Annotated in this window: 22 protein-coding genes; 16 read left to right on the top strand and 6 right to left on the bottom strand. The window is 69.5% G+C overall.

Annotation, left to right across the window (positions count from 1 at the left end):
* The first annotated feature begins 25 nt into the window (after positions 1 to 25).
* On the top strand, positions 26 to 400 hold the full coding sequence (locus ACYVF6_RS14515) for a hypothetical protein (RefSeq protein WP_460521255.1): 375 nt from the start codon (positions 26 to 28) through the stop codon (positions 398 to 400).
* Positions 401 to 428: 28 nt separating this feature from the next.
* Here the strand turns inward: ACYVF6_RS14515 and ACYVF6_RS14510 are convergent, their stop codons facing one another.
* Positions 429 to 1,286: a hypothetical protein gene (locus tag ACYVF6_RS14510; RefSeq protein ID WP_460521253.1), complete on the bottom strand. Its 858-nt coding sequence runs from the start codon at positions 1,284 to 1,286 to the stop codon at positions 429 to 431.
* A 110-nt stretch (positions 1,287 to 1,396) separates the two neighbouring features.
* On the opposite strand from ACYVF6_RS14510, the gene efp reads away from it, so the two are divergent.
* Positions 1,397 to 1,954, top strand: coding sequence for an elongation factor P (gene efp, locus ACYVF6_RS14505; RefSeq protein ID WP_460521251.1), 558 nt, complete (start codon positions 1,397 to 1,399; stop codon positions 1,952 to 1,954).
* A gap of 200 nt (positions 1,955 to 2,154) precedes the next feature.
* Complete coding sequence (nusB, locus tag ACYVF6_RS14500) at positions 2,155 to 2,562, top strand: transcription antitermination protein NusB (protein WP_460521249.1); 408 nt, start codon at positions 2,155 to 2,157, stop codon at positions 2,560 to 2,562.
* Here the strand turns inward: nusB and ACYVF6_RS14495 are convergent.
* A complete protein-coding gene (locus ACYVF6_RS14495) occupies positions 2,559 to 3,311 on the bottom strand; it encodes a phosphotransferase family protein (RefSeq protein ID WP_460521247.1) in 753 nt (250 codons plus the stop codon). The two genes, nusB and ACYVF6_RS14495, sit on opposite strands and share 4 nt — an antisense overlap.
* A 9-nt stretch (positions 3,312 to 3,320) precedes the next feature.
* Positions 3,321 to 3,887: a P-loop nucleotide/nucleoside kinase family protein gene (locus ACYVF6_RS14490; protein ID WP_460521245.1), complete on the bottom strand. Its 567-nt coding sequence runs from the start codon at positions 3,885 to 3,887 to the stop codon at positions 3,321 to 3,323.
* Between the two features lie 587 nt (positions 3,888 to 4,474).
* Here ACYVF6_RS14490 and ACYVF6_RS14485 point away from each other — a divergent pair.
* The 4 genes from ACYVF6_RS14485 (at position 4,475) to ACYVF6_RS14470 (ending at position 8,142) form a co-directional block, all read left to right on the top strand.
* Positions 4,475 to 5,122 carry an ABC transporter permease gene (locus ACYVF6_RS14485; RefSeq protein WP_460521243.1) on the top strand — a complete coding sequence of 216 codons (648 nt, stop codon included), beginning with the start codon at positions 4,475 to 4,477 and terminating at the stop codon, positions 5,120 to 5,122.
* Positions 5,115 to 6,305: a betaine/proline/choline family ABC transporter ATP-binding protein gene (locus ACYVF6_RS14480; RefSeq protein WP_460521241.1), complete on the top strand. Its 1,191-nt coding sequence runs from the start codon at positions 5,115 to 5,117 to the stop codon at positions 6,303 to 6,305. The genes ACYVF6_RS14485 and ACYVF6_RS14480 overlap by 8 nt, the downstream gene beginning before the upstream one ends.
* The gene (locus ACYVF6_RS14475) at positions 6,302 to 7,081 is read left to right on the top strand and encodes an ABC transporter permease (protein WP_460521239.1); all 780 of its coding nucleotides are present in this window, start codon (positions 6,302 to 6,304) and stop codon (positions 7,079 to 7,081) included. Before ACYVF6_RS14480 ends, ACYVF6_RS14475 begins: the two co-directional genes overlap by 4 nt.
* A 68-nt stretch (positions 7,082 to 7,149) precedes the next feature.
* Entirely contained in the window at positions 7,150 to 8,142 is a 993-nt protein-coding gene (locus ACYVF6_RS14470; protein WP_460521237.1) for a glycine betaine ABC transporter substrate-binding protein, read from the top strand.
* A gap of 10 nt (positions 8,143 to 8,152) precedes the next feature.
* Here ACYVF6_RS14470 and ACYVF6_RS14465 read toward each other — a convergent pair whose 3' ends face one another.
* The 3 genes from ACYVF6_RS14465 to bldD form a co-directional block, all read right to left on the bottom strand.
* Complete coding sequence (locus ACYVF6_RS14465) at positions 8,153 to 9,937, bottom strand: ABC transporter ATP-binding protein (protein WP_460521235.1); 1,785 nt, start codon at positions 9,935 to 9,937, stop codon at positions 8,153 to 8,155.
* Positions 9,938 to 11,749, bottom strand: coding sequence for an ABC transporter ATP-binding protein (locus tag ACYVF6_RS14460; protein ID WP_460521233.1), 1,812 nt, complete (start codon positions 11,747 to 11,749; stop codon positions 9,938 to 9,940). It abuts the gene before it with no gap.
* Between the two features lie 167 nt (positions 11,750 to 11,916).
* Positions 11,917 to 12,420 carry a transcriptional regulator gene (bldD, locus tag ACYVF6_RS14455; protein ID WP_460521231.1) on the bottom strand — a complete coding sequence of 168 codons (504 nt, stop codon included), beginning with the start codon at positions 12,418 to 12,420 and terminating at the stop codon, positions 11,917 to 11,919.
* 290 nt (positions 12,421 to 12,710) lie between these two features.
* Here bldD and pyrR point away from each other — a divergent pair, with 290 nt between their 5' ends.
* The 9 genes from pyrR (at position 12,711) to ACYVF6_RS14410 (ending at position 23,180) form a co-directional block, all read left to right on the top strand.
* Positions 12,711 to 13,298 carry a bifunctional pyr operon transcriptional regulator/uracil phosphoribosyltransferase PyrR gene (pyrR, locus tag ACYVF6_RS14450; protein ID WP_460521229.1) on the top strand — a complete coding sequence of 196 codons (588 nt, stop codon included), beginning with the start codon at positions 12,711 to 12,713 and terminating at the stop codon, positions 13,296 to 13,298.
* On the top strand, positions 13,295 to 14,221 hold the full coding sequence (locus ACYVF6_RS14445; RefSeq protein WP_460521227.1) for an aspartate/ornithine carbamoyltransferase family protein: 927 nt from the start codon (positions 13,295 to 13,297) through the stop codon (positions 14,219 to 14,221). Before pyrR ends, ACYVF6_RS14445 begins: the two co-directional genes overlap by 4 nt.
* Complete coding sequence (locus tag ACYVF6_RS14440) at positions 14,221 to 14,397, top strand: hypothetical protein (RefSeq protein WP_460521225.1); 177 nt, start codon at positions 14,221 to 14,223, stop codon at positions 14,395 to 14,397. Before ACYVF6_RS14445 ends, ACYVF6_RS14440 begins: the two co-directional genes overlap by 1 nt.
* Complete coding sequence (locus tag ACYVF6_RS14435) at positions 14,397 to 15,689, top strand: dihydroorotase (RefSeq protein ID WP_460521223.1); 1,293 nt, start codon at positions 14,397 to 14,399, stop codon at positions 15,687 to 15,689. The genes ACYVF6_RS14440 and ACYVF6_RS14435 overlap by 1 nt, the downstream gene beginning before the upstream one ends.
* The gene (gene carA / locus ACYVF6_RS14430) at positions 15,686 to 16,921 is read left to right on the top strand and encodes a carbamoyl-phosphate synthase small subunit (RefSeq protein WP_460521221.1); all 1,236 of its coding nucleotides are present in this window, start codon (positions 15,686 to 15,688) and stop codon (positions 16,919 to 16,921) included. Before ACYVF6_RS14435 ends, carA begins: the two co-directional genes overlap by 4 nt.
* The gene (gene carB / locus ACYVF6_RS14425) at positions 16,921 to 20,214 is read left to right on the top strand and encodes a carbamoyl phosphate synthase large subunit (protein WP_460521219.1); all 3,294 of its coding nucleotides are present in this window, start codon (positions 16,921 to 16,923) and stop codon (positions 20,212 to 20,214) included. Before carA ends, carB begins: the two co-directional genes overlap by 1 nt.
* A 16-nt stretch (positions 20,215 to 20,230) precedes the next feature.
* On the top strand, positions 20,231 to 21,493 hold the full coding sequence (locus ACYVF6_RS14420) for a hypothetical protein (RefSeq protein ID WP_460521216.1): 1,263 nt from the start codon (positions 20,231 to 20,233) through the stop codon (positions 21,491 to 21,493).
* 196 nt (positions 21,494 to 21,689) lie between these two features.
* Entirely contained in the window at positions 21,690 to 22,523 is an 834-nt protein-coding gene (pyrF, locus tag ACYVF6_RS14415; RefSeq protein WP_460521214.1) for an orotidine 5'-phosphate decarboxylase, read from the top strand.
* Positions 22,524 to 22,694: 171 nt separating this feature from the next.
* Positions 22,695 to 23,180: a hypothetical protein gene (locus ACYVF6_RS14410; RefSeq protein ID WP_460521212.1), complete on the top strand. Its 486-nt coding sequence runs from the start codon at positions 22,695 to 22,697 to the stop codon at positions 23,178 to 23,180.
* The last annotated feature ends 27 nt before the right edge of the window (positions 23,181 to 23,207 follow it).

Genomic DNA, 23,207 nt, shown 5'->3' with positions numbered 1-23,207 from the left:
CCGATTCGGGCGTACGATCGCCACCGTGAAGTTCCTCATCCTGGCAGCGATCGTCATCGGCTTCGCCGTCTATTTCATGCGCGGGCGGATCATCAGCACCGTGTCTTCACTCAGCCAGGACCAGAAGGAACTCCTGCGCCGTTCGATCGACCCCGCTCTGGTCGCACGCATCATCTTCCACCTGAGCGTCGGAAACAAACTGGCCGCGGTCGCCGAACTACGCAACGCACAGGGCCTGCAGCAGGCCGCCGCGGAGTTCCTGGTCGAGCAGATCCGTAAGGGTCACCGCCCGCCCGGCTCCGAGGCCGGCGCGCCAGGTGCGGCGAACGCCGGCACCGGCACCGGCCCGACCGTCGTTCCCGGTGAGTCGACCGTCAAGGGCGAGGAGCGCCTGGGCTGAAGCCCGCCCCCACCCGCTTGCCGGCTCCTCAGTCGTTCCACTTCTCGCGGTCGAGCTCCAGCTCGCGCTGCCAGGCGCGGTCGAGCTCCTCGTCAGCCTTCTTCCACTTGCGCTCGAGTTCGTCGTCGGCCTTTTGGTACGGATCGGACGTGTCGAACGTGTCGAGGTCGCCGAAGTCGGTGTCGAGGTCGCGCGCGGCCTCCATGCTCGGGTCCTGGGCGGGCTGGCCCAGCCTACGGACGATCTGGCTGGCTTCGTACAGCTCCATGGCCGTCGCCTCGCGCAGCGTCTCGATCGCTTCGACCGTCTGGCCCTTGAGCTTGAGATCGGTGACTCGTCCGATCAGGGCGGGGGCCAGGTGCTCGGTGCCGGGCACCGGCCGCATCCGCGGTCGCGGCTGAGGCTGAGACCGCGGCTGGGGCTGAGTGCGCGACTGGGGCTGAGCCTGCGGTCGCGGCTGCGGCCTGGGTTGCGGTGCCGGCTGGGGCTTGGGCTGCGGCCGCTGCACCTGGATCTGCTGCGGCGGAGGAGGCGGAGGCACGACGTACTGCGGCCGGTACTGCGGCTGAGGCTGGGGCGGCGGGAACTGCGTGCTGGCGATCTGCGGCCCGCCCTGCTGTGCCGGAACCCCGGGCTGAACTCCCGGCGGGTAGCCCGCCCGCTGCCGCTTCTTCTTCGCGTTGCTCGCGGACGAGGCGAAGATCGCGACGAAGATGAACCCGAACACGATGACCCACGACCAGGACGGCAGATATTGCTGCGCGAAGAAGAACGCGGCGATCCCCAGCGGCAGGAGGCAGCCAAGCGGGTTGCCCTTCTTCGCCGGCTGGTTCTGCCGGGGACGAGGCGGCTGGTTGGACTGCGGAGCAGACGACGACTCGGCCATGCCGGGAGCGTACCCTGTGACTCCCTCCTGCCCGGCGACAACGAGGCGACCGCAGAGGGTAAACTCGACCGCTGCACTCTCCTAGGATCGACCCAGACCGGAAGGCTTCCGTGGCGACGACGAACGACCTCAAGAACGGCATGGTGCTCAACCTCGACGGCCAGCTGTGGAGCGTCGTGTGGTTCCAGCATCACAAGCCCGGCAAGGGCGGCGCCGTCGTGCGCACCAAGCTGAAGAACGTACTGTCCGGCAAGGTGGTCGACAAGACGTTCAACGCCGACGTGAAGGTCGACGTGGCCAACGTCGACAAGCGCGAGATGACCTACCTCTACAACGACGGCGAGTCGTACGTCTTCATGGACGCCTCGACCTACGACCAGCTGCCGCTGTCGCAGGACGTCGTGGGTGAGGCTTCCCACTTCCTGCTCGAGAACCAGAACGCGATCGTGGCGATGCACGATGGCCTGCCGCTCTACATCGAGCTGCCCGCGTCCGTCGAGCTCACCGTCGAATACACCGAGCCCGGCCTGCAGGGCGACCGCTCCACCGGCGGCACCAAGCCGGCTCGGCTGGAGACGGGCTACGAGCTCCAGGTGCCGCTGTTCCTGACCACCGGCGAGCGGGTCAAGGTCGACACGCGCAGCGGCGAGTATCTCGGCAGGGTCTAGGTCGTGTCTCCTAGATATCGCCTGACGCGACTTCGTCGGACGCGCTCTATTGAATGTGCGCCTCTGGCGCGCGGCCCGCATCCACGCTGCCTGCGTCGGCGTCGGTCGCAGGAGGCCCCTCCAGTTTCCCTCCGCCGGCTTGGCAGCGCGGCGCGGATGCGCCGCGCGCTTGACCGGCCCTATCCAGGAGACCCGACCTAGTGCCGGCCAGGGGCAAGGCCCGCAAACGGGCCGTCGACATTCTCTACGAAGCGGAGATGCGCGGCCTGCCTCGGCTGGAGATCCTCGCCGAGCGGCTGATGACCGCGGATCCACCCGTCAACGAATACACCGTGACACTCGTCGAGGGCATCGACGCGCAGGCCGAGGAGCTCGACAAGCTGCTGACGGAGTACGCCATCGGGTGGACACTCGACCGGATGCCGCCCGTCGACCGTTCGGTGCTGCGGATCGGGGCGTACGAGCTGATGTACGCGGAAGCCGTGCCGGATGCGGTGGCGATCAGCGAGGCCGTCAGGCTCGCCCGCGAGCTCTCGACCGACGAGTCGCCAGGGTTCGTGAACGGATTGCTGGCGAAACTGCTCGAGCAGAAGACCGCCCGCCACTAACCCTTCGCCGGGCTCGCCACAGCCTCTACTGCTGGACCGCGAGGCACGTACGGCACGGCGCGCAGCGGCACGTTGACGAAGTCGCGGGCCGGATCACCCCAGGCCGCCTTGCCCCAGTCGATCAGCGCCTCCAGCGTCGTGGCGGCCGGGTCGACCAGCAGGTTCGGCGGGCCGGCGTCGGCATGCAGCAGCACGAACGGCGGATCGGCGGGCCGGTAGGGCTCCAAGTGGTCGAACCACGCCAGCAACCAGCGGGCCTGTGTCGGGTCGAGGTGTCCCGAGCCCCCGAGTGCGTCGATCAGCCGGCGCGGGTCGAAGCCGGCGTCGTCGTCCAGGTCGGGCCGGCCGGAGAGCTCCTTCGCGCCGGTGCGGGTGTTGGTGTGCAGGTGAGCCAGGGTGCGCCCGAGCTCCCGGTACGCGCCCTGGGTGTCGGCCGGATCGGCGTCGAGGCTGGCCAGGTCGCGGTGATGGACGCGTTCGAGCAGAAGGTACGGATGCGTGGCGTCGTAGTGGACGAGCTCGGGGGTGCGTACCCCCGCGGCTCGCGCCGTGGGGATGACCGCGGCTTCCTTCGAGAGCAGCGAGACCGCGTGGTCGACGCTCGGGCGGGGCAGCCGGAGCACGAGGTCGGTGCCCAGGAAGTAGACGAGATTGACCTGTCCCTGCTGCGGGGCGAGCCGGACCTGCCCAGGAGCCACCCCGTGGCGTCTCGCGATGGCGACGACGAGATCCTGCGTGGTTTCGCTCACTCCCTCAATCTACTTGTCCTGTTTCTCATCCCGGCTGACGAAGCCGACGATGGCATCGAGGCCGGGGTCGTAGCCGTCGGTCGTGTCGACGACCAGCTGGGGCACCGGTAGGACGATGGCGTCGAACGTCCCCGCGTCTGGCCCCGGCCTGGCTTGCGGGCCGGTGTGCGCCTCCCGGACCGGGTTCGACGCCGCGCGGGCGACGTTCCTGGTGTGAGCGAGGTGCGGGTCGAGCGTGCACTGGACGATCCGCAGCTCCGCCAGCTCGCTGAGCGGCTCCAGTCGCGGCTGCCACACGGGACCGCGGAACGCCGCCTCGGCGACGACCGTCACCCCTGCCCGCAGGAGCAGAGCGAGCACCTCGAAGAAGAGCGGAAAGGTCCGCTCGGTCAGCGGGTCACCCGGCCCGGCGACGAATCCTGGATGGGAGTGCACCATCCCCTCCTTGATCTCGTCGCGGCAGATGGCCGGGCAGCCGATCGCGCGGGCGATCGCATGGGCGAGCGTGGTCTTGCCGTAGCCGCCCATCGGGCCACAGACGACGATCAGTTTCGGCGGTATCGAGTCTTCCGGCACGCGTCCTCCTCGCGGAAGTCGTGGTTTCGAAGGACAACATTCGGCAATTGGCGCGGCGAATTCAAGTCTTGTTTTCGGCCGCTATCGCTGGTTTATTGGAGAGGGTAAGGCGCTCTTGGCCAGCGTAGGTTCACTGTCAATCGTGCCTTGCGGGTCGCGCAGTGCCATCCGCCCGGGGATGGCTCTGATGGTCGTCGCACTCGGATTCCTCAGATGCTCAGCGGTAGGTGCTTCGGTGTCACGCCACGCGCTGCGGCCAGCAGACCATGGTTGAGCTCGGGACCGGTTGTCGCGAACGGTTCGCAGCGACCGTCACCGCCCGCTGACGCGCCGCCGTCCACGCGCCGTCACCCTTCGAGGTCGGGGTCTTCGGTACCGTGATCAAGCTCTGACCGAGCGTAGGATTGTCAGGGCATAACGCGAACACGTGGCGAGTTCGCGGGGTGGCCGCTTGCTCTCCGAGGACATATCGGGCATTGTCTTGGGAAGCAATTTCGGGTAGACCTGACTTGACCCATCGTCACGTCGTCGTTCGGCTACGTGACACGTGTGGGCGCATCTAGCTAAAAGAGGAGAGGAGGTGGCCGATGACTTTCTGGGACTTCCTCTCCTATCGGCGCGAAGTCCTGATTTTCGAGGGAACTCAGCACGCCCTGCTGGTCGCACAATGCATCCTGATCGCAGCCGTGATCGCTGTCCTGTTGGCGGCCGCTGTCTATCGAAACGAGCGGGTCGTCAACTTGGCCACGGCGTTGTCCGCCGTCGGGCTCACGATTCCTTCGTTCGCATTGCTCGCTCTGCTGATCGTGCCGTTCGGCCTCGGAGTCATGCCCACCGTGGTGACGCTGGTGTTCTACTCGATCCTGCCGATCCTTCGGAACGCTGTCGTCGGGCTCGCCGGCGTCGACAGCGCCGTCGTTGAGTCGGCTCGGGGCATGGGCATGAGCCGCGTGCGCGCCCTCGTCCGGATCGAGCTGCCGTTGGCCTGGCCGGTCATCCTGGCCGGCGTCCGGATCTCGACCCAGATGGCGATGGGCATCGCCGCTATCGCGGCTTATGTCCAGGGTCCCGGCCTCGGTGCCGGTATCTTCAGCGGGCTGGCCCGGCTCGGTGGGGCGAATTCACTGAACCAGGCCCTGGCCGGAACGCTCGGTATCGCCGTTCTCGCGCTGCTATTCGACGCGATTCTGGTCCTGGTCGGCCGAGTAACTATTTCAAGGGGTATCCGTGCCTGAGACTGCGACTAACCAAACGGAGAACGGCGTCAGCGGCGTTGAGATCGAATTGGTCGAGCTCACCAAACGCTATCCAGGCCAATCGGAAGCCGCTGTCAACAACGTCAACATGACGATTCCGGCCGGGGAGATCGTGGTCCTGGTCGGTCCGTCCGGCTGCGGCAAGACCACGACGATGAAGATGGTCAACCGCCTGATCGAGCCCACGAGCGGCAAGATCCTACTCGACGGCGACGATGTGCTGACGCGGAACCCCGACGAGCTCCGCCGTCACATCGGTTACGTCATCCAGGCCGGCGGTCTGTTCCCGCACATGACCGTCGCCACCAACGTCGGTGTCGTTCCCGGCCTGCTCGGGTGGAACAGCAGCCGGATCTCCGAACGCACCGACGAGTTGCTCGACCTGGTGGGTCTCGACCCCGCGCAGTTCCGCAACCGTTATCCGAAGCAGCTGTCCGGTGGGCAGCAGCAGCGCGTCGGCGTCGCCCGCGCGCTGGCCGCCGACCCGCCCGTGCTGTTGATGGACGAGCCGTTCGGTGCGGTCGACCCGATCACCCGGCAGCGTCTCCAGGACGAGCTGCTGAAGATCCAGGAAGAGCTCGGCAAGACCATCATCTTCGTCACGCACGACTTCGACGAAGCCGTCAAGCTCGGCGACCGGATCGCCGTGCTGGCGACCGGTTCGCGGATCGTGCAGTACGACACGCCCGCCGAGATCCTCGCCAACCCGGCCGACGACTCCGTTGCGGCGTTCGTCGGCGCCGGCGCGGCGCTCAAGCAGCTGTCCCTGCAGCGGGTCAGCAGCGTCTCGCTCGACGAGGCGGTCACCGCCGACGTCGGCTCCGACCCGGAGGACGCGGCCCGTCGCGTCCGTGAGGCCGGCCGCCAGCACTGCATCGTGCTCGACGACCGGAAACGCCCGTTGCGCTGGGTCTCGCTGCGCGAGCTGGCTCGCGGCCCGGCGGCCCTGCAGCCACGCGCGGCCGACGAGGACCTCGAGACGGTCGGCACACAGGCGACGCTCAACGACGCACTCGACCTGATGCTCACCTCGAACCACGGAGTAGTCGTCGTCACCGGCCGGCGTGACACCTACCAAGGCGTCATCCGGGTCGAGACGATCATGGCGGCGATCAACGAGATGCGCGAGGACGCCGGCCAACCCAGCGGGAGCCCGTCATGAGTGCCACGACACTCGTCGTCGACACCGAGCCGGAGGAACGCGAAGGTGGGCGGCGGTCGATCATCGGCTGGATCGCGCAGCCTCTGGTCGCGGTCGCGCTGTTCATCGGTGTCCTGATCTTCTCCGGGACAGCCGACCTCGACGCTGTCGCGTCCCGGCAGATCACGCTCAACCTGATCGGCACCCGCATGGGCCAGCATCTCCTGCTCACGGCCGTTTCGACGGTGCTGGTGCTGGTGATCGCGGTGCCGCTCGGCATCCTCGTCACCCGCCGGCGCACCCGCGTGCTCGCACCGTTCTTCGTCGGTATCGCCAACATCGGGCAGGCCGCGCCATCGGTCGGCCTGCTGGTGCTGATCGTCATCCTGACCGGACGGGCCACCGTGAGCGGAGCGATCGCCGGCCTCACGGCCTACGCCGTCCTGCCCGTGCTGCGCAACACGATCACCGGTCTGCAGGGCATCGACCCGAGGCTGATCGAGGCTGGGCGGGGCATGGGCATGTCGGCCGCGAAGGTGATGTTCCGGATCGAGCTGCCGCTGGCCGTGCCGGTGATCCTGACCGGCATCCGTACGGCTCTGGTGCTGCTGGTCGGAACCGCGACGCTGGCGGCGTTCGTCAACGGTGGCGGGCTCGGCCTGATGATCGTGACGGGACTGAAGTTGAACCGGACACCAGTGATCGTCGTCGGCGGTCTTCTGGTCGCGGCGCTGGCTTTGCTGATCGACTGGATGGGGCAGGTCATCCAGCAGATCGCGCGGCCGAAGGGAGTCTGAGACTGAGACAGGCGCACCCGCGAGGAACTGGAGCGATTGAGAAGTAGATGGGTGAGATGAGAAGACTGATGAGAACCAGAACTGTTCGGGCGGGGCGCATGGTCGGTGTCGCCGCAGCCGCGGTCGCCATGCTGGCGGCCGGCTGTGGCCTGGGTGGGCAGGCACCCGAGGCAGGTGACAACGGACCCGTCAAGGAAGGCTCGATCAAGAAGATCGACAACCTCGATGGCGTCAACCTGAAGGTCGGCTCGAAGGAGTTCACCGAGCAGCTCGTGCTCGGCCAGATCGCCGTCGCCGCGCTGGAAGCCGCCGGGGCGAAGGTGACCGACAAGACGAACATCTCCGGTACGGCCGCCACCCGCAAGGCCCTGACGACCGGCGGCATCGACATGTACTGGGAGTACACCGGTACCGGTTGGGTGACCCACCTGAAGCACGACGAGCAGATCACCGATCCCAAGGAGCTCGCGCAGCAGGTCCGCGACGAGGACTTGGCCGACAACAAGATCGTCTGGCTCGACGAGACTCCGCTGAACAACACCTACGCCTTCGCGATCCGCGAGGAGAAGGCGAAGGAGCTCGGCATCACCAAGGACTCGCAGCTGGCGTCGCTGCCGAAGAAGGAGCAGTCGTTCTGCATCGAGTCGGAGTTCGAGAGCCGCGACGACGGGTTCGAGCCGTTCCTCAAGACCTACGGCCTGAACCGTGCGGACATCCCGGCCAAGCAGATCCTCAACATGGACACCGGCGTCATCTACGACCAGACCGACAAGGGTGCCTGCAACTTCGGTGAGGTGTTCACCAGCGACGGCCGGATCAAGGGCCTCGGCCTCAAGGTGCTGGACGACGACAAGAAGTTCTTCCCGATCTACAACGCGTCGATGAACATCCGCGAGTCGGTCTACAAGAAGTACCCCGAGCTGGCGGACGTGTTCAACCCGATCAGCAAGAAGCTGACGACCGAGGCGCTGCAGAAGCTGAACGCCGAGGTCGACGTCGACGGCAAGGACCCGAAGGACGTGGCGCGGACCTGGCTGAAGTCCGAGGGCTTCATCGGGTAAGCAGCCGCGGCTAGCGGTAGGACTCGGCCTGCAGGGTGTAGAGCTCGGCGTACAGGCCGCCGGCGCGTAGCAGCGTCTGGTGGTCGCCCTGCTCGACCAGGCGGCCGGCGTCCAGCACGAGGATCAGATCCGCCGATCGGACGGTGGAGAAGCGGTGCGAGACCAGCACCGTGACTCCACCGTCCGATCGGCGTTTGTGCGCTTCTGCGATGTAGCGCTCGAACAGCGCGTGCTCGGTCGGCGCGTCCAGGCTGGCGGTCGGCTCGTCGAAGCACAGCAGTAGCGGGCGCTCGCGCAGCAGTGCGCGGCCCAGCGCGAGCTGCTGCCACTGGCCGGTCGACAACTCGACACCTTGCGGCCAGGTCGACCCGAGCTGGGTTCGCAGGCCGTACGGGAGCGCTGTTTCCAGGCCGGGTACGCCGGCCCGGGCCAGCGCGGTGCGCTGGGCCTCCGCGTCGTCCAGGTTGGGCAGGTCACCGAGGCCGACGGCGCGGCCGGCGGAGAACTCGAAGCGTACGAAGTCCTGGAAGGCGGCGGACAGCCGTTGTCGCCAGGCCGTGACGTCGATCCGGGCCAGGTCGGTGCCGTCGACGAGCACCTGGCCAGAGGTGGGTGTGTAGAGCTTGCCGAGCAGCTTGACGAGCGTGGTCTTGCCGGCGCCGTTCTCGCCGACGACCGCGACCACACTGCCGGCCGGGATCCGGACCGAGACGTCCCGCAGCACGTCGTGGGACGTACCGGGGTAGCGGAAGCTCACGTGGTGGAAGGCGATCGCGTCCCGCAGCCGGTCCGGCGGAGGCACCGGAGCCTGCTCGGCTTCGGCGGCTCGCGCCGCGGCATAGGCCTGCAGCCAGCGCAACCGGCCGGCCGCGCGCAGGGCCTGGCCGAGGTTGACCACGCTGTAGGCCGGCGTGATCACCTGCGTCTGGACCTGCTGGCACACCACGACCGCCGTCGCGACGGTGCCGGCCGAGCCGTAGCCGCGGGTCGCGCGCCAGAGCACGAACCCGACGGCCAGCAGGTAGCCCAGCAGGAAGATCACCGAACGCAGTGACGCCAGGCCGGCTGCCTTCAGCTCGGCCCGGTCCAGCGGGCGGCGGGACTCCTCCCAGGCGGTCTCCAGCCGGCCGAGGATCTCCTCGCGCACCCCGAACATCCGCAGCTCCATGCCCGCCTTGGCGTCGGTCGTGAGGTGGCGCAGGTGCCTGGCCAGCCGGCCGGGTGTGGCCGAGCGGGTCTCGGCGTCGGCGTGCCAGCGCTGCTGCCGCCCGGCGATCGGGATCGTCGGCAGCGCGAACAGCACCAGCAGCAGGACGGCCGGGTGGAGGAGGGCAAGCACGACCAGCGTGCCAAGGGCACCGACGACGGCGTTCGCGGTGCCGATCAGCGCGTTCAACGACTGGCCGAGCACACCTTGCTGCTGGCGGAGCAGCTCCAGCCGGTCGGCGTACTCCACGTGCTCGTGGTGCTCCAGGCCGGGCAGCTCACCGGTCAGCCGCACGATCTCGGTGTCGAACGCCAGCCCGACCCGCTCGGCGAGGCCGGCCCGGATGCTCGTACCGGCGTACGCGGCGACGTAGCGAAGGGTGATCGCGACCAGCATGCCTGCCGCCGCACCGATCGTCAGCGGCTCGTCGCGGTCGACGATGCCGTTGACGAGCAGGCCGATGCACCAGGCGATCACGGGGTACATCAGGCGGCCGGCAGGCTCGAGCAGGGTGCCGAGCGACCGCCACGGATCGGTGCGGACGGCGGTGCGGATCAGCAGGCCGAGCTCGGCGAGGCGGTCGCGCATTCACGCCTCCGCTTCGGCGAACCGGTCGGCCTGCAGGCGGAACATCGTGGCGTACGGGCCGCCGGCAGCCAGCAGCTCGTCGTGGCTGCCGTCCTCGACGATCCGGCCGCCGTCGAGCACGACGATCCGGCCGGCGTGCCGGACGCTGGACAGCCGGTGCGACACGAGGATCGTCGTCACATCCGCGGTGAGTTCGAGGAAGCGATCGAACAGCTCGGCCTCGGCGCGGATGTCGAGGCTCGCCGTGGGCTCGTCGAGGATCAGCAGGCCGGCGCCGCCGCGGACGGCCAGGAGCGCTCGGGCGAGCGCCACCTTCTGCCACTGGCCGCCGGACAGGTCGGCGCCTCGGGCGTAGTGGGGTGCGAGCACGGTCTGCCAGCCGTGCGGGAGGTCGGCGAGCAGGTCGGCGGCGCCGGCGTCGCGCAGCGCGGCGGTGAGCTCCTGCTCGTCGGTACGCAGGTGGAGGCTGCCGAAGCCCACGTTGTCGCGGAGCGGGAGCTCGTAGCGCACGAAGTCCTGGAAGATCACGCCGACCCGCGCTGTGTCGACGGCCACCGTGCCCTGATCGGGGTCGTAGAGGCCGCAGATCAGCTTCATCAGCGTGGTCTTGCCGGCGCCGTTCACGCCGACGACAGCCACCGACTCGCCGGGGCGGATGTGGAGATCGAGCCCGTGGAGTACGGGAGTGGGCGAGCCGCGGTAGCCGAACCGGACGCCGGTCAGCGTGATCCCGGCTGGCCCGTCCGGGGCCGGAGGCGGAGCGGCAGCCGTAGCCGTTGCCGGGGTCGGCCGGCCGCCGCGATCGAGGGCTTGGCCGGTCAGGCGGTGCTCCAGGTCGAGTACCTGCTGCGCGATCGACGCCGCCCGGCCCACGCGCCACTGGGCGTCGCCGAGGAAGCCGAGGTCTTCGGTGGACAGCAGCGCCAGGCAGACGACCGTTACCGCTCCGATGCCGAGCCTGCCGGCCATCGCCTGCCGGACGAGAGCCGTCAGAGCCACGGCGTGAGCCGCGACCAGTGCCAGCGTTCCCAGCGCCAGGCCCCGCGAGCCGATCCGGCGGGCCTGCCAGACCGCGGCCATCGCGGCGTGCCAGGTAGAGACGTACTCGCCGCGAAGCCAGCCGGCCAGGCCGAAGATCCGGATCTCCTTGGCCGGTTCTGGCCGTACGGCAAGCGATCGGACGTACTCCGCGCGCCGCAGCCGGTCGCCGCCCTCCGCCCGGGCGGCCGCGAATCCACGCTCCATCCAGCGTGACAGTCCGGCGCCGGCAGCGATCCAGCCGGCGGCGATCACCAGCGGTGCCCACCAGCCCAGCGGCAGCAGCAGGAGCGCCGCGCCGACGCCACCGACCCGGCGGGAGACGACCATCCGCAGGCTGGGAACGAGCTGGGAGTGCAGGCCGGAGCGTTCGAAGTCGGTGAGGCTCTCGACCTCGCCGGCGGTACGGGCGTCCTCGAGGTGGGTGAGATGCGGCGGCGCCAGGCAGGACCGGGCGACGGCCGCACTGAGCGTGCCGGCGTAACGGGATCCGAGCGCGTGGCCGAGGTAGCGGGCAGCCGCCAGCGCGGTGCCGGACGCGCCGACCCCCACGCTGAGTAGTACGAGCGCGAGCAGGGCCGTCCGGCCGTTGGGCGACCCGAGGCCGGCTGCGAGCGCACCCGGTACGGCGGCCAGGAAAACGCCCGTGACCAGCACGACCGCGTTGGGCAGGATCCCGATCAGGACCGCCAGGCCGGCCAGCCAGAGGCTCCGGCGCCGGTCGGCGCGCCAGAGCAGCGTGAGCAGAGCCCCGGAACGACGTACCAGCCGCATCCGTCTCTCCGCTCAGCGACGACAACGTGGCTCAGTGTAGGGGAGTCCGAAAGCAAAATGGCCACGTTGGCCAGATGCGGAAAGGGCACCTGAACGGCCAACGTGGCCACTCGCGCTAACTGTGAGCCGCCGGCGAAAGGGAGGTCGCCCGGCGGGCTCTGAGAGAACTAGCTCTCGTCGTCTGCGACGGCTTCGGCGGCGTCTGCGTTGAGTACACCCCAGGCGGCGAGCCGGTCGGCAAGCACGCTGGGACGCTCGTCGTAGATGACAGCGAGCGTGCGCAGGTCCTCCTTGCGGATGGACAGCACTTTGCCGTTGTAGTCGCCGCGCTGGGCCTGGATTGTGGCGGCGTAGCGCGCCAGTGGCGCGACCTCGACACCCTCGAGCTCACCCAGTCGTTCCAGGTCGAGCACCAACTTGGGCGGCGGCTCCGATGCCGCACCCATCGGGCCAACGCCCGGGAGGAGCTCGGTGATGGGTACGCCGTAGAAATCCGCGAGCTCGGACAGCTTCTGCACTGTCACCGCCCGGTCGCCGCGCTCGTAAGAGCCGACGACAACCGCCTTCCAGCGGCCCTTGGACTTCTGCTCGACCCCGTGGAGGGAGAGCCCTTGCTGTTGCCTGATGGCGCGCAACTTCGCGCCCAGAGACCTTGCGTAGTCGCTCGGCATCCGTGCCTCACTTCCTGCTTGGCATGGGCGACGGTGCCGCCGTGCCCACGTGTATCACGGAGAGTGACCGTAACTCGCTGCGACGATTTCGTCAAGTCGCCTTGGCGAGCAGTGGACGTGACCCGGCGCACAAAAGTGGCTCGCGTCCATGGTCGGCACAGCCCGACACGGCCTGCTACGACGCTCACCGAGCGCCAGATCCCGGCACTGTCCTGATACCGTCATGACGGAAGTTTTACTCAGACATCCTTTAACGACCCGTCCTGCGAGGCGGGGAAGGAGGTCCAGCCGTGGCTGCGAAGATTGCCCAGCATCTGACTGGGCGCGAGGTCCTCGACGAGGCCGACATCTCCCGGGCGTTGACCCGGATCGCACATCAGATTCTCGAACGCAACAAGGGTTCCCATGACCTGGTGCTGCTCGGCATCCAGACCAGGGGAGTGGAGCTCGCCCGCCGGCTCGGTGACCGAATCGGCCAGATCGAGCCGCCGGAGGCCGCGGTCGGGGCGCTCGACGTCACGATGTACCGCGACGACGTACGCATCCGGCCCGCTCGCGTCCCCGCTCACACGGAGCTGCCGCCAGGCGGAGTTGACGGCAAGATCGTCGTACTCGTCGACGACGTGCTGTTCTCCGGCCGGACGATCCGGGCCGCGCTGACGGCTCTCGACGACCTGGGCCGGCCACGCGCCGTACAACTCGGCGTCCTGGTCGACCGCGGTCACCGGGAACTGCCGATCCGCGCCGACTTCGTGGGCAAGAACCTTCCGACGGCCACCGGCGAGCGAGTCACCGTGCTGCTCTCGGAGCGCGACGGGCGCGATGCCGTGCTCATCTCGAAAGAGAAGGAACACGACAAGGAGGGCGAATCCGCGTGAAACACCTGCTTTCCACCGGCGACCTCTCCCAGGACGAGGCACTGTCGATCCTCGACACGGCCGAGGAGTTGCGCACGATCGTCGACCGCCCGATCAAGAAGCTGCCGACGCTGCGCGGCCGTACCGTCGTCAACCTGTTCTTCGAGGACTCGACCCGCACGCGCGTGTCGTTCGAGGCGGCCGAGAAGCGGCTGTCGGCCGACGTGATCAACTTCTCCGCCAAGGGCTCGAGCGTCGCGAAGGGCGAGAGCCTGAAGGACACCGCGCTCACGCTCGAGGCCATGGGCGCCGACGCCGTGGTCGTCCGGCACCCCTCGCCGGGTGCCGCCCACCGCCTCGCCACCGCGGGCTGGATCCGCAGCAGCGTGCTCAACGCCGGCGACGGCGCGCACGAGCATCCGACGCAAGCGCTCCTTGACGCCTTCACGATGCGACGGCACCTCGGCAACAGCCTCACCGGCCGCCGGGTCGCGATCGTCGGCGACATCCTGCACAGCCGGGTCGCGCGGTCCAACGTCCTGTTGCTGGCCACGCTCGGTGCCCAGGTCACACTGGTCGGCCCGCCGACCCTGCTGCCGCTGGGTGCGGAGGCGTGGTCCTGCGAGATCGGGTACGACCTCGACGCCGTGCTGCCGAAGACCGACGTCGTGATGATGCTGCGGGTGCAGCGCGAGCGGATGACGGCGGCCTACTTCCCGAGCGCCCGCGAGTACAGCCGGCGCTACGGCCTGACCAGCAACCGGATGGCGATGCTGCCCGACCACGCCCTGGTCATGCACCCCGGCCCGATGAACCGCGGCATGGAGATCTCCGCCGACGTCGCCGACTCCGCCCGCTCGGTGATCGTCGAGCAGGTCAGCAACGGCGTCGCGATCCGGATGGCGGTCCTCTACCGGCTCCTCGCGGGCGAGGGGGAGATCTGATGCCGCACGCCGCCCGTCTGGGGTGCGGCTGCCGCACCGTCCGGCCGTCGCTCGGTCTCGAGGCCACCGGCCCGCGTTCGCACAGCGGCGGGCCTGCCGGGCTGCTGCCGGCCGAGAGCATGGCGCCGATGACCGACGCTGCACCCACCCACCCGCTTCGCATCGAGGAGTCGTGATGGCCGACGAGAAGTTTCTGATCAAGGGCGCGCGGCTGCTCGGCGGCGAGCCCACCGACCTGCTGCTGTCCGGCGGCGTGATCGCCGAGCTCGGCACCGGGTTCTCCGCCGAAGGCGCCACTCAGGTCGAGGCCGACGGCCTGGTCGCGCTGCCCGGGCTGGTCGACCTGCACACCCACCTCCGCGAGCCCGGCCGCGAGGATGCCGAGACCGTCGAGACCGGCACCCAGGCCGCGGCCGTCGGCGGGTTCACCGCCGTGTTCGCGATGCCCAACACCGACCCGGCCGCCGATACCGCGGGTGTCGTCGAGCAGGTCTACCGGCTCGGCCGCGAGGCCGGCCACTGCGACGTGCAGCCCATCGGCGCGGTCACTGTCGGCCGGGCCGGCAAGCAGCTCGCCGAGCTCGGCGCGATGGCCACCAGCGCCGCCAACGTCCGCGTGTTCAGCGACGACGGCGACTGCGTGTCCGACGCCGTGCTGATGCGGCGTGCGCTGGAGTACGTCAAGGCGTTCGGTGGCGTGATCGCCCAGCACGCCCAGGAGCCCCGGCTCACCGAGGGCGCGCAGATGAACGAGGGCCGGCTGTCCGGCGTGCTCGGCCTCACCGGCTGGCCGGCGGTCGCCGAGGAGGCGATCATCGCCCGCGACGTCCTGCTCGCCGCGCACGTCGGCTCCCGCGTGCACGTCTGCCACGTCTCCACGGCCGGCTCGGTCGAGATCCTGCGCTGGGCCAAGGCCAAGGGCTACCCCGTGACCGCTGAGGTCACCCCGCACCACCTGCTGCTCACCGACGAGCTGGTCGCGAGCTTCGACCCGATCTACAAGGTCAACCCACCGTTGCGCTCGGCCACCGACGTGACCGCGCTGCGGGAGGCGCTGGCCGACGGCACGATCGACTGCGTGGCCACCGACCACGCACCGCACCCGGTGGAGGACAAGGAGTGCGAGTGGCCGGCCGCCGCCATGGGCATGGTCGGTCTGGAGACCGCGCTGCCCGTCGTCCAGCAGGCGATGATTGACACCGGTCTGATCGACTGGGCGACGGTGGCCGAACGACTGTCGGCCGCCCCCGCCCGGATCGGCGGACTCGACTCACAAGGTCTCGGCCTGCGGGCCGGCGCTCCGGCCAACGTCACGCTCTACGACCCGAACGTACCCTGGAAGGTCGATCCGGCCGGCCTGGCCGGTCGCTCGCGCAACACGCCGTACGCCGGCCGCGAGCTGCCCGGCAAGGTCGTGGCGACGTTCCTGCGTGGCCGGCCGACAGTTTTGGAAGGGAAGATTCAGTGAGCCCTGCGCCCACGCCTACTCCTGGCCCGGCTCTGCTCGTACTCGAAGACGGCCGGGTGTTCCGCGGTGAGTCCTACGGCGCGACAGGTGAGACGTTCGGCGAGGCGGTCTTCGCGACCGGCATGACCGGTTACCAGGAGACGCTGACCGACCCGTCCTACCGCGGGCAGATCGTCACGATGACCGCACCACACATCGGCAACACCGGCGCCAACGACGAGGATCCGGAGTCCCGCCGGATCTGGGTCGCCGGCTACGTCGTACGCGACCCGGCCCGCGTTCCGTCCAACTGGCGGTCGCGCCGCTCGCTCGACGACGCGCTACGCGCCGACGGCATCGTCGGGATCAGCGGCGTCGACACCCGGGCGCTCACCCGCCACCTGCGCGAGCGCGGCTCGATGCGCGCCGGCATCTCCTCGGTCGAGACCGAACCCCAGGCGCTGCTCGAACGAGTGCTGGCCTCGCCGCGGATGGTGGGCGCCGCGCTCGCCGACGAGGTGACCACGCCCGACTCCTACGTCGTGCCCGCTCAGGGCGAGAAGCGGCTCACGGTCGCGGCCGTCGACCTCGGGATCAAGTCGATGACGCCCCACCGGATGGCCGAGCGCGGCATCGAGGTGCACGTGCTGCCGTCCACGGCGACGCTCGACGAGGTGCTCGCGACCAACCCCGACGGCGTGTTCATGTCCAACGGCCCCGGCGACCCCGAGCCGCTCGAACATCCGGTCGAGGTGCTGCGCGGGGTGCTGCGCGCAGGCAAGCCGTTCTTCGGCATCTGCCTCGGCAACCAGGTCTTCGGCCTGGCGCTGGGCTTCGGCACCTACAAGCTGAAGTACGGCCACCGCGGCATCAACCAGCCCGTGCAGGACCGTACGACCGGCAAGGTCGAGGTCACCGCCCACAATCACGGCTTCGCGGTCGCCTGGCCTGGAACCCATGCCGAACTGCCGGCGATGAGTGGCCAGGCGGGCCGCGAACATGAGCACAGCGCGGTCGACGCGCCGCTCGACCAGCCGGCGCGCACCGACTTCGGCAACGCCACGGTCAGCCACATCTGCCTCAACGACAACGTGGTCGAGGGTCTCGAACTTCGCGACGACAAGGACGCCTTGACAGCCTTCTCCGTGCAGTACCACCCGGAAGCCGCCGCCGGACCACACGACGCCGCCTACCTGTTCGACCGTTTCGTCGATCTCATGGAGTCGGCACAGGCGAGGCAGGGGGCCGCCTGATGCCGAAGCGTTCCGACGTCCAGTCCGTCCTGGTGATCGGCTCCGGCCCGATCGTGATCGGCCAGGCCTGCGAGTTCGACTACTCCGGTACCCAAGCGTGCCGCGTGCTGAAGGAGGAGGGCCTGCGGGTCGTCCTGGTCAACTCCAACCCAGCGACGATCATGACCGACCCGGAGTTCGCCGACGCCACCTACGTCGAGCCGATCACGCCCGAGTTCGTCGAGAAGGTGATCGAGAAGGAACGCCCGGACGCGCTGCTCGCGACGCTCGGTGGCCAGACCGCGCTCAACACCGCGGTCGCGCTGTCGGAGTCCGGCGTTCTGGCGAAGTACGGCGTGGAGCTGATCGGCGCGTCGATCGAGGCGATCCAGCGCGGCGAGAACCGCGAGTCGTTCAAGCGGATCGTCGGGAAGCTCGGCGCCGAGGTCGCCGCGAGCCGGATCTGTCACTCGCTGGACGAGTGCCTGGCCGCGGCCGAGGAGCTCAACTACCCCGTCGTGGTGCGGCCGTCGTTCACGATGGGCGGGCTCGGCTCCGGCCTCGCCTACAACGCCGGCGACCTGCGCCGGATCGCCGGCGCCGGCCTGGCCGCGAGCCCGACCACCGAGGTGCTCCTGGAGGAGTCGATCCTCGGCTGGAAGGAGTACGAGCTCGAGGTCATGCGCGACCGTGCCGACAACGTGGTCATCGTCTGCTCGATCGAGAACCTCGACCCGATGGGCGTCCACACCGGCGACTCGATCACGGTCGCACCGGCGATGACGCTGACCGACCGCGAGTACCAGCACATGCGTGACATCGCGATCGGCGTGATCCGTGAGGTCGGCGTCGACACCGGCGGCTGCAACATCCAGTTCGCGGTCAACCCCGCCGACGGCCGGATGATCGTGATCGAGATGAACCCGCGGGTGTCGCGGTCGAGCGCGCTGGCGTCCAAGGCCACAGGCTTCCCGATCGCGAAGATCGCGGCGAAGGTCGCGCTGGGGTACACGCTTGACGAGATCCCCAACGACATCACGGCCGAGACGCCGGCCTCGTTCGAGCCGACGCTCGACTACGTCGTGGTGAAGGTGCCGCGGTTCGCGTTCGAGAAGTTCCCGCACGCCGACGCGACGCTCACCACGCACATGAAGAGCGTGGGCGAGGCGATGTCGATCGGGCGTAACTTCACCGAGGCGCTGCAGAAGGCGCTGCGTTCGATCGAGAAGCGCGACGCCGTGCTGCGCTGGACCGGCGCTCCGGGTGCCAAGGACGACTTGCTCGAACGGATCCGAACCCCGCACGACGGCCGGATCGGCGTTGTGGTGCAGGCGATCCGGGCGGGCGCGACGATCGAGGAGCTGTTCGACGCGACCAAGATCGACCCGTGGTTCCTGGACCAGCTGATGCTGCTGCACGAGGTCGCGCAGGAGGTCGAGGCGGCGGCCGAGCTCACGCCTGAGCTGTTGCGCAGGGCCAAGCGGCACGGCTTCTCCGACGCGCAGATCGGCGCGCTGCGTAACCTCGACGAGGCTGTGGTGCGCGGCGTGCGGTGGGCGCTGGGGATCCGGCCGGCCTACAAGACCGTCGACACGTGTGCGGCGGAGTTCGCGGCCCGGACGCCGTATCACTACTCCTCCTACGACGAGGAGACCGAGGTCGCTCCGCGCGAACGGCCGGCGGTGCTGATCCTCGGCTCGGGGCCGAACCGCATCGGGCAGGGGATCGAGTTCGACTACTCCTGCGTGCACGCGGCGATGGCCCTGCACGACGCCGGCTACGAGACCGTGATGATCAACTGCAACCCCGAGACGGTGTCGACCGACTACGACACGTCCGACCGGCTCTACTTCGAGCCGCTGACGCTCGAGGACGTCCTCGAGATCGTCTACGCCGAGACGCAGGCAGGGCCGATCGCCGGCGTCGTGGTGCAGCTCGGCGGGCAGACGCCGCTCGGGCTGGCCGCCGGCCTGGCCGACGCGGGGGTGCCGATCGTCGGGACGTCGCCGTCGGCGATCCACCTCGCCGAGGAGCGCGGGGCGTTCGGGCGGGTGCTGGCGGAGGCTTCGCTGCCTGCGCCGAAGCACGGCATGGCGACGTCGTTCGAGGAGGCCGAGCTGATCGCCGACGAGATCGGCTATCCGGTGCTCGTACGGCCGTCGTACGTCCTCGGCGGGCGTGGCATGGAGATCGTCTACGACGACTCCGCGCTGGAGTCCTACATCGAGCGGGCCACGGCGATCTCGCCGGAGCACCCTGTGCTGGTCGACCGATTCCTGGACGATGCGGTCGAGATCGACGTCGACGCGCTGTACGACGGGTCCGAGCTCTTCCTGGGCGGCGTGATGGAGCACATCGAGGAGGCCGGCATCCACTCCGGTGACTCGGCGTGCGCGCTGCCGCCGACGACGCTCGGTATCGAGGAGATCGAGCGGATCCGGCGTTCGACCGAGGCGATCGCGGCCGGGGTGGGCGTGCGGGGGCTGCTGAACGTGCAGTACGCCCTGGTCGGTGACGTGCTGTACGTCCTGGAGGCCAACCCACGGGCGTCGCGTACGGTCCCGTTCGTCTCCAAGGCGACGGCGACGCCGCTGGCCAAGGCCGCGGCCCGGGTGATGCTGGGCGCGTCGATCGCCTCGCTGCGTTCGGAGGGCCTGCTGCCCCTGACCGGTGACGGAGGCGACGTGCCGGCGGGTGCGCCGGTCGCGGTGAAGGAAGCCGTGATGCCGTTCAACCGCTTCCGGATGGGCGACGGTGAAACGGTCGACACGCTCCTCGGGCCCGAGATGCGCTCCACCGGTGAGGTGATGGGCATCGACGCCGGCTTCGGGGTGGCGTTCGCGAAGTCGCAGGCGGGTGTCTACGGGCAGCTGCCGCTCTCCGGGCGGGTGTTCGTCTCGGTCGCCAACCGCGACAAGCGGCACATGATCTTCCCGGTGAAGCGGCTGGCCGACCTCGGTTTCGAGATCCTCGCGACGGCCGGGACCGCGCAGGTGCTGCGACGTAACGGCGTGTCGGCGTCGGTCGTCCGGAAGGCCAGCCAGGGAGTCGGTCCGGATGGCGAACCGACGATCGTGCAGCGGATCGCCGCCGGCGAGGTCGACCTGATCGTCAACACCCCGCGCGGGTCGACGTCGGGCGGCAGCCCTCGGATCGACGGCTACGAGATCCGAACGGCCGCGATCACCGCCGGCGTCGTGTCGATCACGACGGTGCAGGGCCTGGGGGCGGCGGTGCAGGGGATCGAGGCGATGCGTCAGCGCAACGTCGGCGTTCGCTCTCTACAATCCTGGGCCACCGAGATGCGCTCGTAACAGGGGGTCGCGGCACATGTCAGACGAGACCGAACAGCCAGGGGCGCCCAAGCGGCGGTTCCGGATGCCGAGCATGCCGGCGCTTCCGGAGCTCGGCGAGCTGCCGCTGCTGGGCAAGCTGAAGCCGGTCGACGAACCGGCCGACGAACCTTCGCCGGCGGACGGCGCGTCGTCCGGCGCCGTGCAGGAGCGGCCGAAGGAGCGCGGGCGCAGGCTGCCGAAGCTGCCCGGCCTGCCGGGGATGCCGGAGATGCCGGACATCGACGAGCTGGCGACCCACTTGAGCCGGCTGTTCCAAGCGCCGACCCCGTACCTCACGGAGCCGTGGGAGGTCTCGCTCGCCTCGCTGGTCGACAAGGTGCCGCACGTGCCCGACATCGCGGTCAAGGCCCTCGGCCTGCTCGACGGCTTCGGCGCTGTCCACATCGGCCCGCGGAAGGTCGGCTTCGACGGCGACGAGATCGAGTGGGACAAGGTGGTGGCCCTACGTACCCGCCGGGTCTCCGACATGATCAGCGGCGCCGTGCTCGAACGCGAGGTCGACCGGCTCCGGCAGTACCTCCCGCCGGTGCCCGGCCGCAAGTGGGCCGTCGGCAAGGCGGTCGACCTGCTGGTCGTGCTGTCGATGGTCGCGCTGGAGGACGAGCTCGAGTTCGTCCTCGGCCTGGTCGACGGCGCCCGCGATCTGGACGGAGCCACCGACCAGGTGACCAGGGACGGCCGGGTGGTGTCGGAGATCGTCTACAAGGGCTGGGTACGCAAGGAGAAGGAGCTGCAGGGCGGCCTCCTGGCCTCGGCGGTCCTGGCCCAGGTCCACGGCGCCGACCACTGCCTCCGCGAAATGGCGGCGGCCCGCGGCATCCCGGTCGTCCAAGCCGAGGACGGCAACGACCTCGAGGACGCCGCCGAGAAGGCGGCGGCCATCCGCCGCCGGATCGAGGAGCTGCGCGCCCGGATCCCGATGCTCCGTAGGGACCCCACCCCAGACCCAGCCGACGAACTGGAGGCGGGGGAGCAGCCCCCGAACCCCCCGCCCGCGATGGCCGGCCCACCCGTCCCCACCGGCCCGGCGTGGACTGGAGGCCCGCCGCCCGCGGGGTGGCCGAGTGGCCAGGGTGGCCCGATGTCACCGCCGCCGGCCGTTGACGGTTGGCCCGGAGGCGATGGCAGCGCGCTGCCGCCTACAACCCCCGGCGCGCCTCCCTTGCCGCCCCAACCCGGCTTCGACCCGGCCGCGCCTCCGGGGCAGCCCGCTGGCCCTTCTGAGGAACCGCCGTGACCGCGCACTCCGCCGTGGCTCCCACACCGGCCGCGGCTCCGCATGCCACGCGAGCTGTGCCAGCCACGCGAGCCGCACTGGCCGCGCCAGCAACGGTTGTGCCTGCCACGCTGGCTGTGCGAGCCACGCCTGTGGCGGCCGGCTTCGACCTGTCCATCGCCTCCGGCCGATCGGCCGATCCAGACGAGGAAACCAGATGACCGCTACTTTCGGTGCCCGGTTGCGGGCCGCCATCGACGCGCGCGGGGCGTTGTGCGTCGGCATTGATCCGCATGCTTCGCTGTTGTCCAAGTGGGGGTTGCCCGACGATCCCACTGGGCTGGAGCGGTTCGCGCTCACGGTTACCGAGGCGCTTGCTGACCGTGTTGCGATCTTCAAGCCGCAGTCGGCGTTCTTCGAGCGGCACGGCAGCCGCGGCATCGCCGTACTCGAGAAGACGATCGCCGCGGCGCGGGCGGGGGGCGCGCTCGTCCTGCTCGACGCCAAGCGCGGGGACATCGGGTCGACCGTGCAGGCCTACGCCGACGCCTACCTCGACCCCGCGTCGCCGTTGTTTGCTGATGCGCTGACGGTGAACCCGTTCCTCGGGTTCGGTTCGCTGCAGCCGTTCTACGACGCGGCCGCCAAGCACGGCGCCGGCGTGTTCGTGCTGGCGCTCACCTCCAACCCCGAAGGCCCGGAGGTCCAGGCCGCCAGAGCCGCCGCCGACGGACGTACGGTCGCGGCCACCATCCTCGACCGGCTGGCCGAGGCCAACGCCGGTGCCGAGCCGATGGGCAGCCTCGGCGCGGTCGTCGGCGCCACGGTCGGTGACGAAGCGGCCGGCATCGACTTCGCCCGAGTCAACGGCCCGCTGCTGGCACCCGGCTTCGGCGCCCAGGGCGGAACGCCCGCCGATCTCACCAGGATCTTCGGCGCGGCCATCAAGAACGTCCTGCCCGCGACCTCCCGCGGCCTGCTCGCGCACGGGCCGTCCATCGACAGCCTCCGAGCAGCGGCTGCCCAGATCTCAGCCGATTTGCCCGGCTGATCCCGTTCCATACGGGCGGGGGGCGAAGCCCTGCTCGCAGGCACTATGGTGTTCCGGGTCGTGGCCAACGTCCGATTCCGGACGCTGCATCCGGTCACGGGGACATGAACACACCAACGGGGGCACGCAGGCCCCAAGTCTTCTGGGAGGACGACTCAAAACATGCGACGCATGGGAACACTCGTCGCGATCGCCGGCTTCGCGCTGGCGGCCACGCTGACCGGCTGCGGCAACACCGATGAACCGACGGCACAGGAGACCAGCTCGGAGACCAGCTCTCCGAGCTCGGAGGCCACGCCCACTCCGACCGAGTCCGAGACGGCTTCGGACACCCCGACGACGCCGGAGATCGGCGACAACGTGCCGGCCGACTACAAGGAGTTCTGCACGAAGCTCGCGGGCTTCAGCGGCGACATCATGTCGGGCATGAGCAAGCCGGACCAGAAGTTCGCCGACAAGTACCAGGAGCTCGCCGACTCCGCGCCGCCGGCCAGCAAGGAAGACTGGCAGCTCCTCGCCGACATCGTCCAGCTGTCGGTCGACGCACAGGAAGACCCGGCGAACGCCGACACCAAGAAGCTCACGGAGCTGTCGAACAAGCTCAACGCCGCGACCACGAACATCACCGAGGACGCCAAGAAGTGCGCCGGCAGCTGACCCGCCGAGCCGCTCTTCCGACCACCT

The sequence above is a fragment of the Flindersiella endophytica genome (assembly GCF_054779015.1).
The sequence above is the reverse complement of the archived record's forward strand: the minus strand, read 5'-3'. Positions and strand labels throughout refer to the sequence as shown.

Coding starts and splice junctions, on each gene's coding strand:
- ACYVF6_RS14510 (WP_460521253.1), bottom strand. CDS start 1,286: ATGGCCGAGTCGTCGTCTGCTCCGCAGTCCAACCAGCCGCCTCGTCCC.
- ACYVF6_RS14485 (WP_460521243.1), top strand. CDS start 4,475: ATGACTTTCTGGGACTTCCTCTCCTATCGGCGCGAAGTCCTGATTTTC.
- ACYVF6_RS14475 (WP_460521239.1), top strand. CDS start 6,302: ATGAGTGCCACGACACTCGTCGTCGACACCGAGCCGGAGGAACGCGAA.
- ACYVF6_RS14470 (WP_460521237.1), top strand. CDS start 7,150: ATGAGAACCAGAACTGTTCGGGCGGGGCGCATGGTCGGTGTCGCCGCA.
- ACYVF6_RS14465 (WP_460521235.1), bottom strand. CDS start 9,937: ATGCGCGACCGCCTCGCCGAGCTCGGCCTGCTGATCCGCACCGCCGTC.
- ACYVF6_RS14460 (WP_460521233.1), bottom strand. CDS start 11,749: ATGCGGCTGGTACGTCGTTCCGGGGCTCTGCTCACGCTGCTCTGGCGC.
- bldD (WP_460521231.1), bottom strand. CDS start 12,420: ATGCCGAGCGACTACGCAAGGTCTCTGGGCGCGAAGTTGCGCGCCATC.
- ACYVF6_RS14440 (WP_460521225.1), top strand. CDS start 14,221: ATGCCGCACGCCGCCCGTCTGGGGTGCGGCTGCCGCACCGTCCGGCCG.
- ACYVF6_RS14435 (WP_460521223.1), top strand. CDS start 14,397: ATGGCCGACGAGAAGTTTCTGATCAAGGGCGCGCGGCTGCTCGGCGGC.
- carB (WP_460521219.1), top strand. CDS start 16,921: ATGCCGAAGCGTTCCGACGTCCAGTCCGTCCTGGTGATCGGCTCCGGC.
- ACYVF6_RS14420 (WP_460521216.1), top strand. CDS start 20,231: ATGTCAGACGAGACCGAACAGCCAGGGGCGCCCAAGCGGCGGTTCCGG.
- pyrF (WP_460521214.1), top strand. CDS start 21,690: ATGACCGCTACTTTCGGTGCCCGGTTGCGGGCCGCCATCGACGCGCGC.
- ACYVF6_RS14410 (WP_460521212.1), top strand. CDS start 22,695: ATGGGAACACTCGTCGCGATCGCCGGCTTCGCGCTGGCGGCCACGCTG.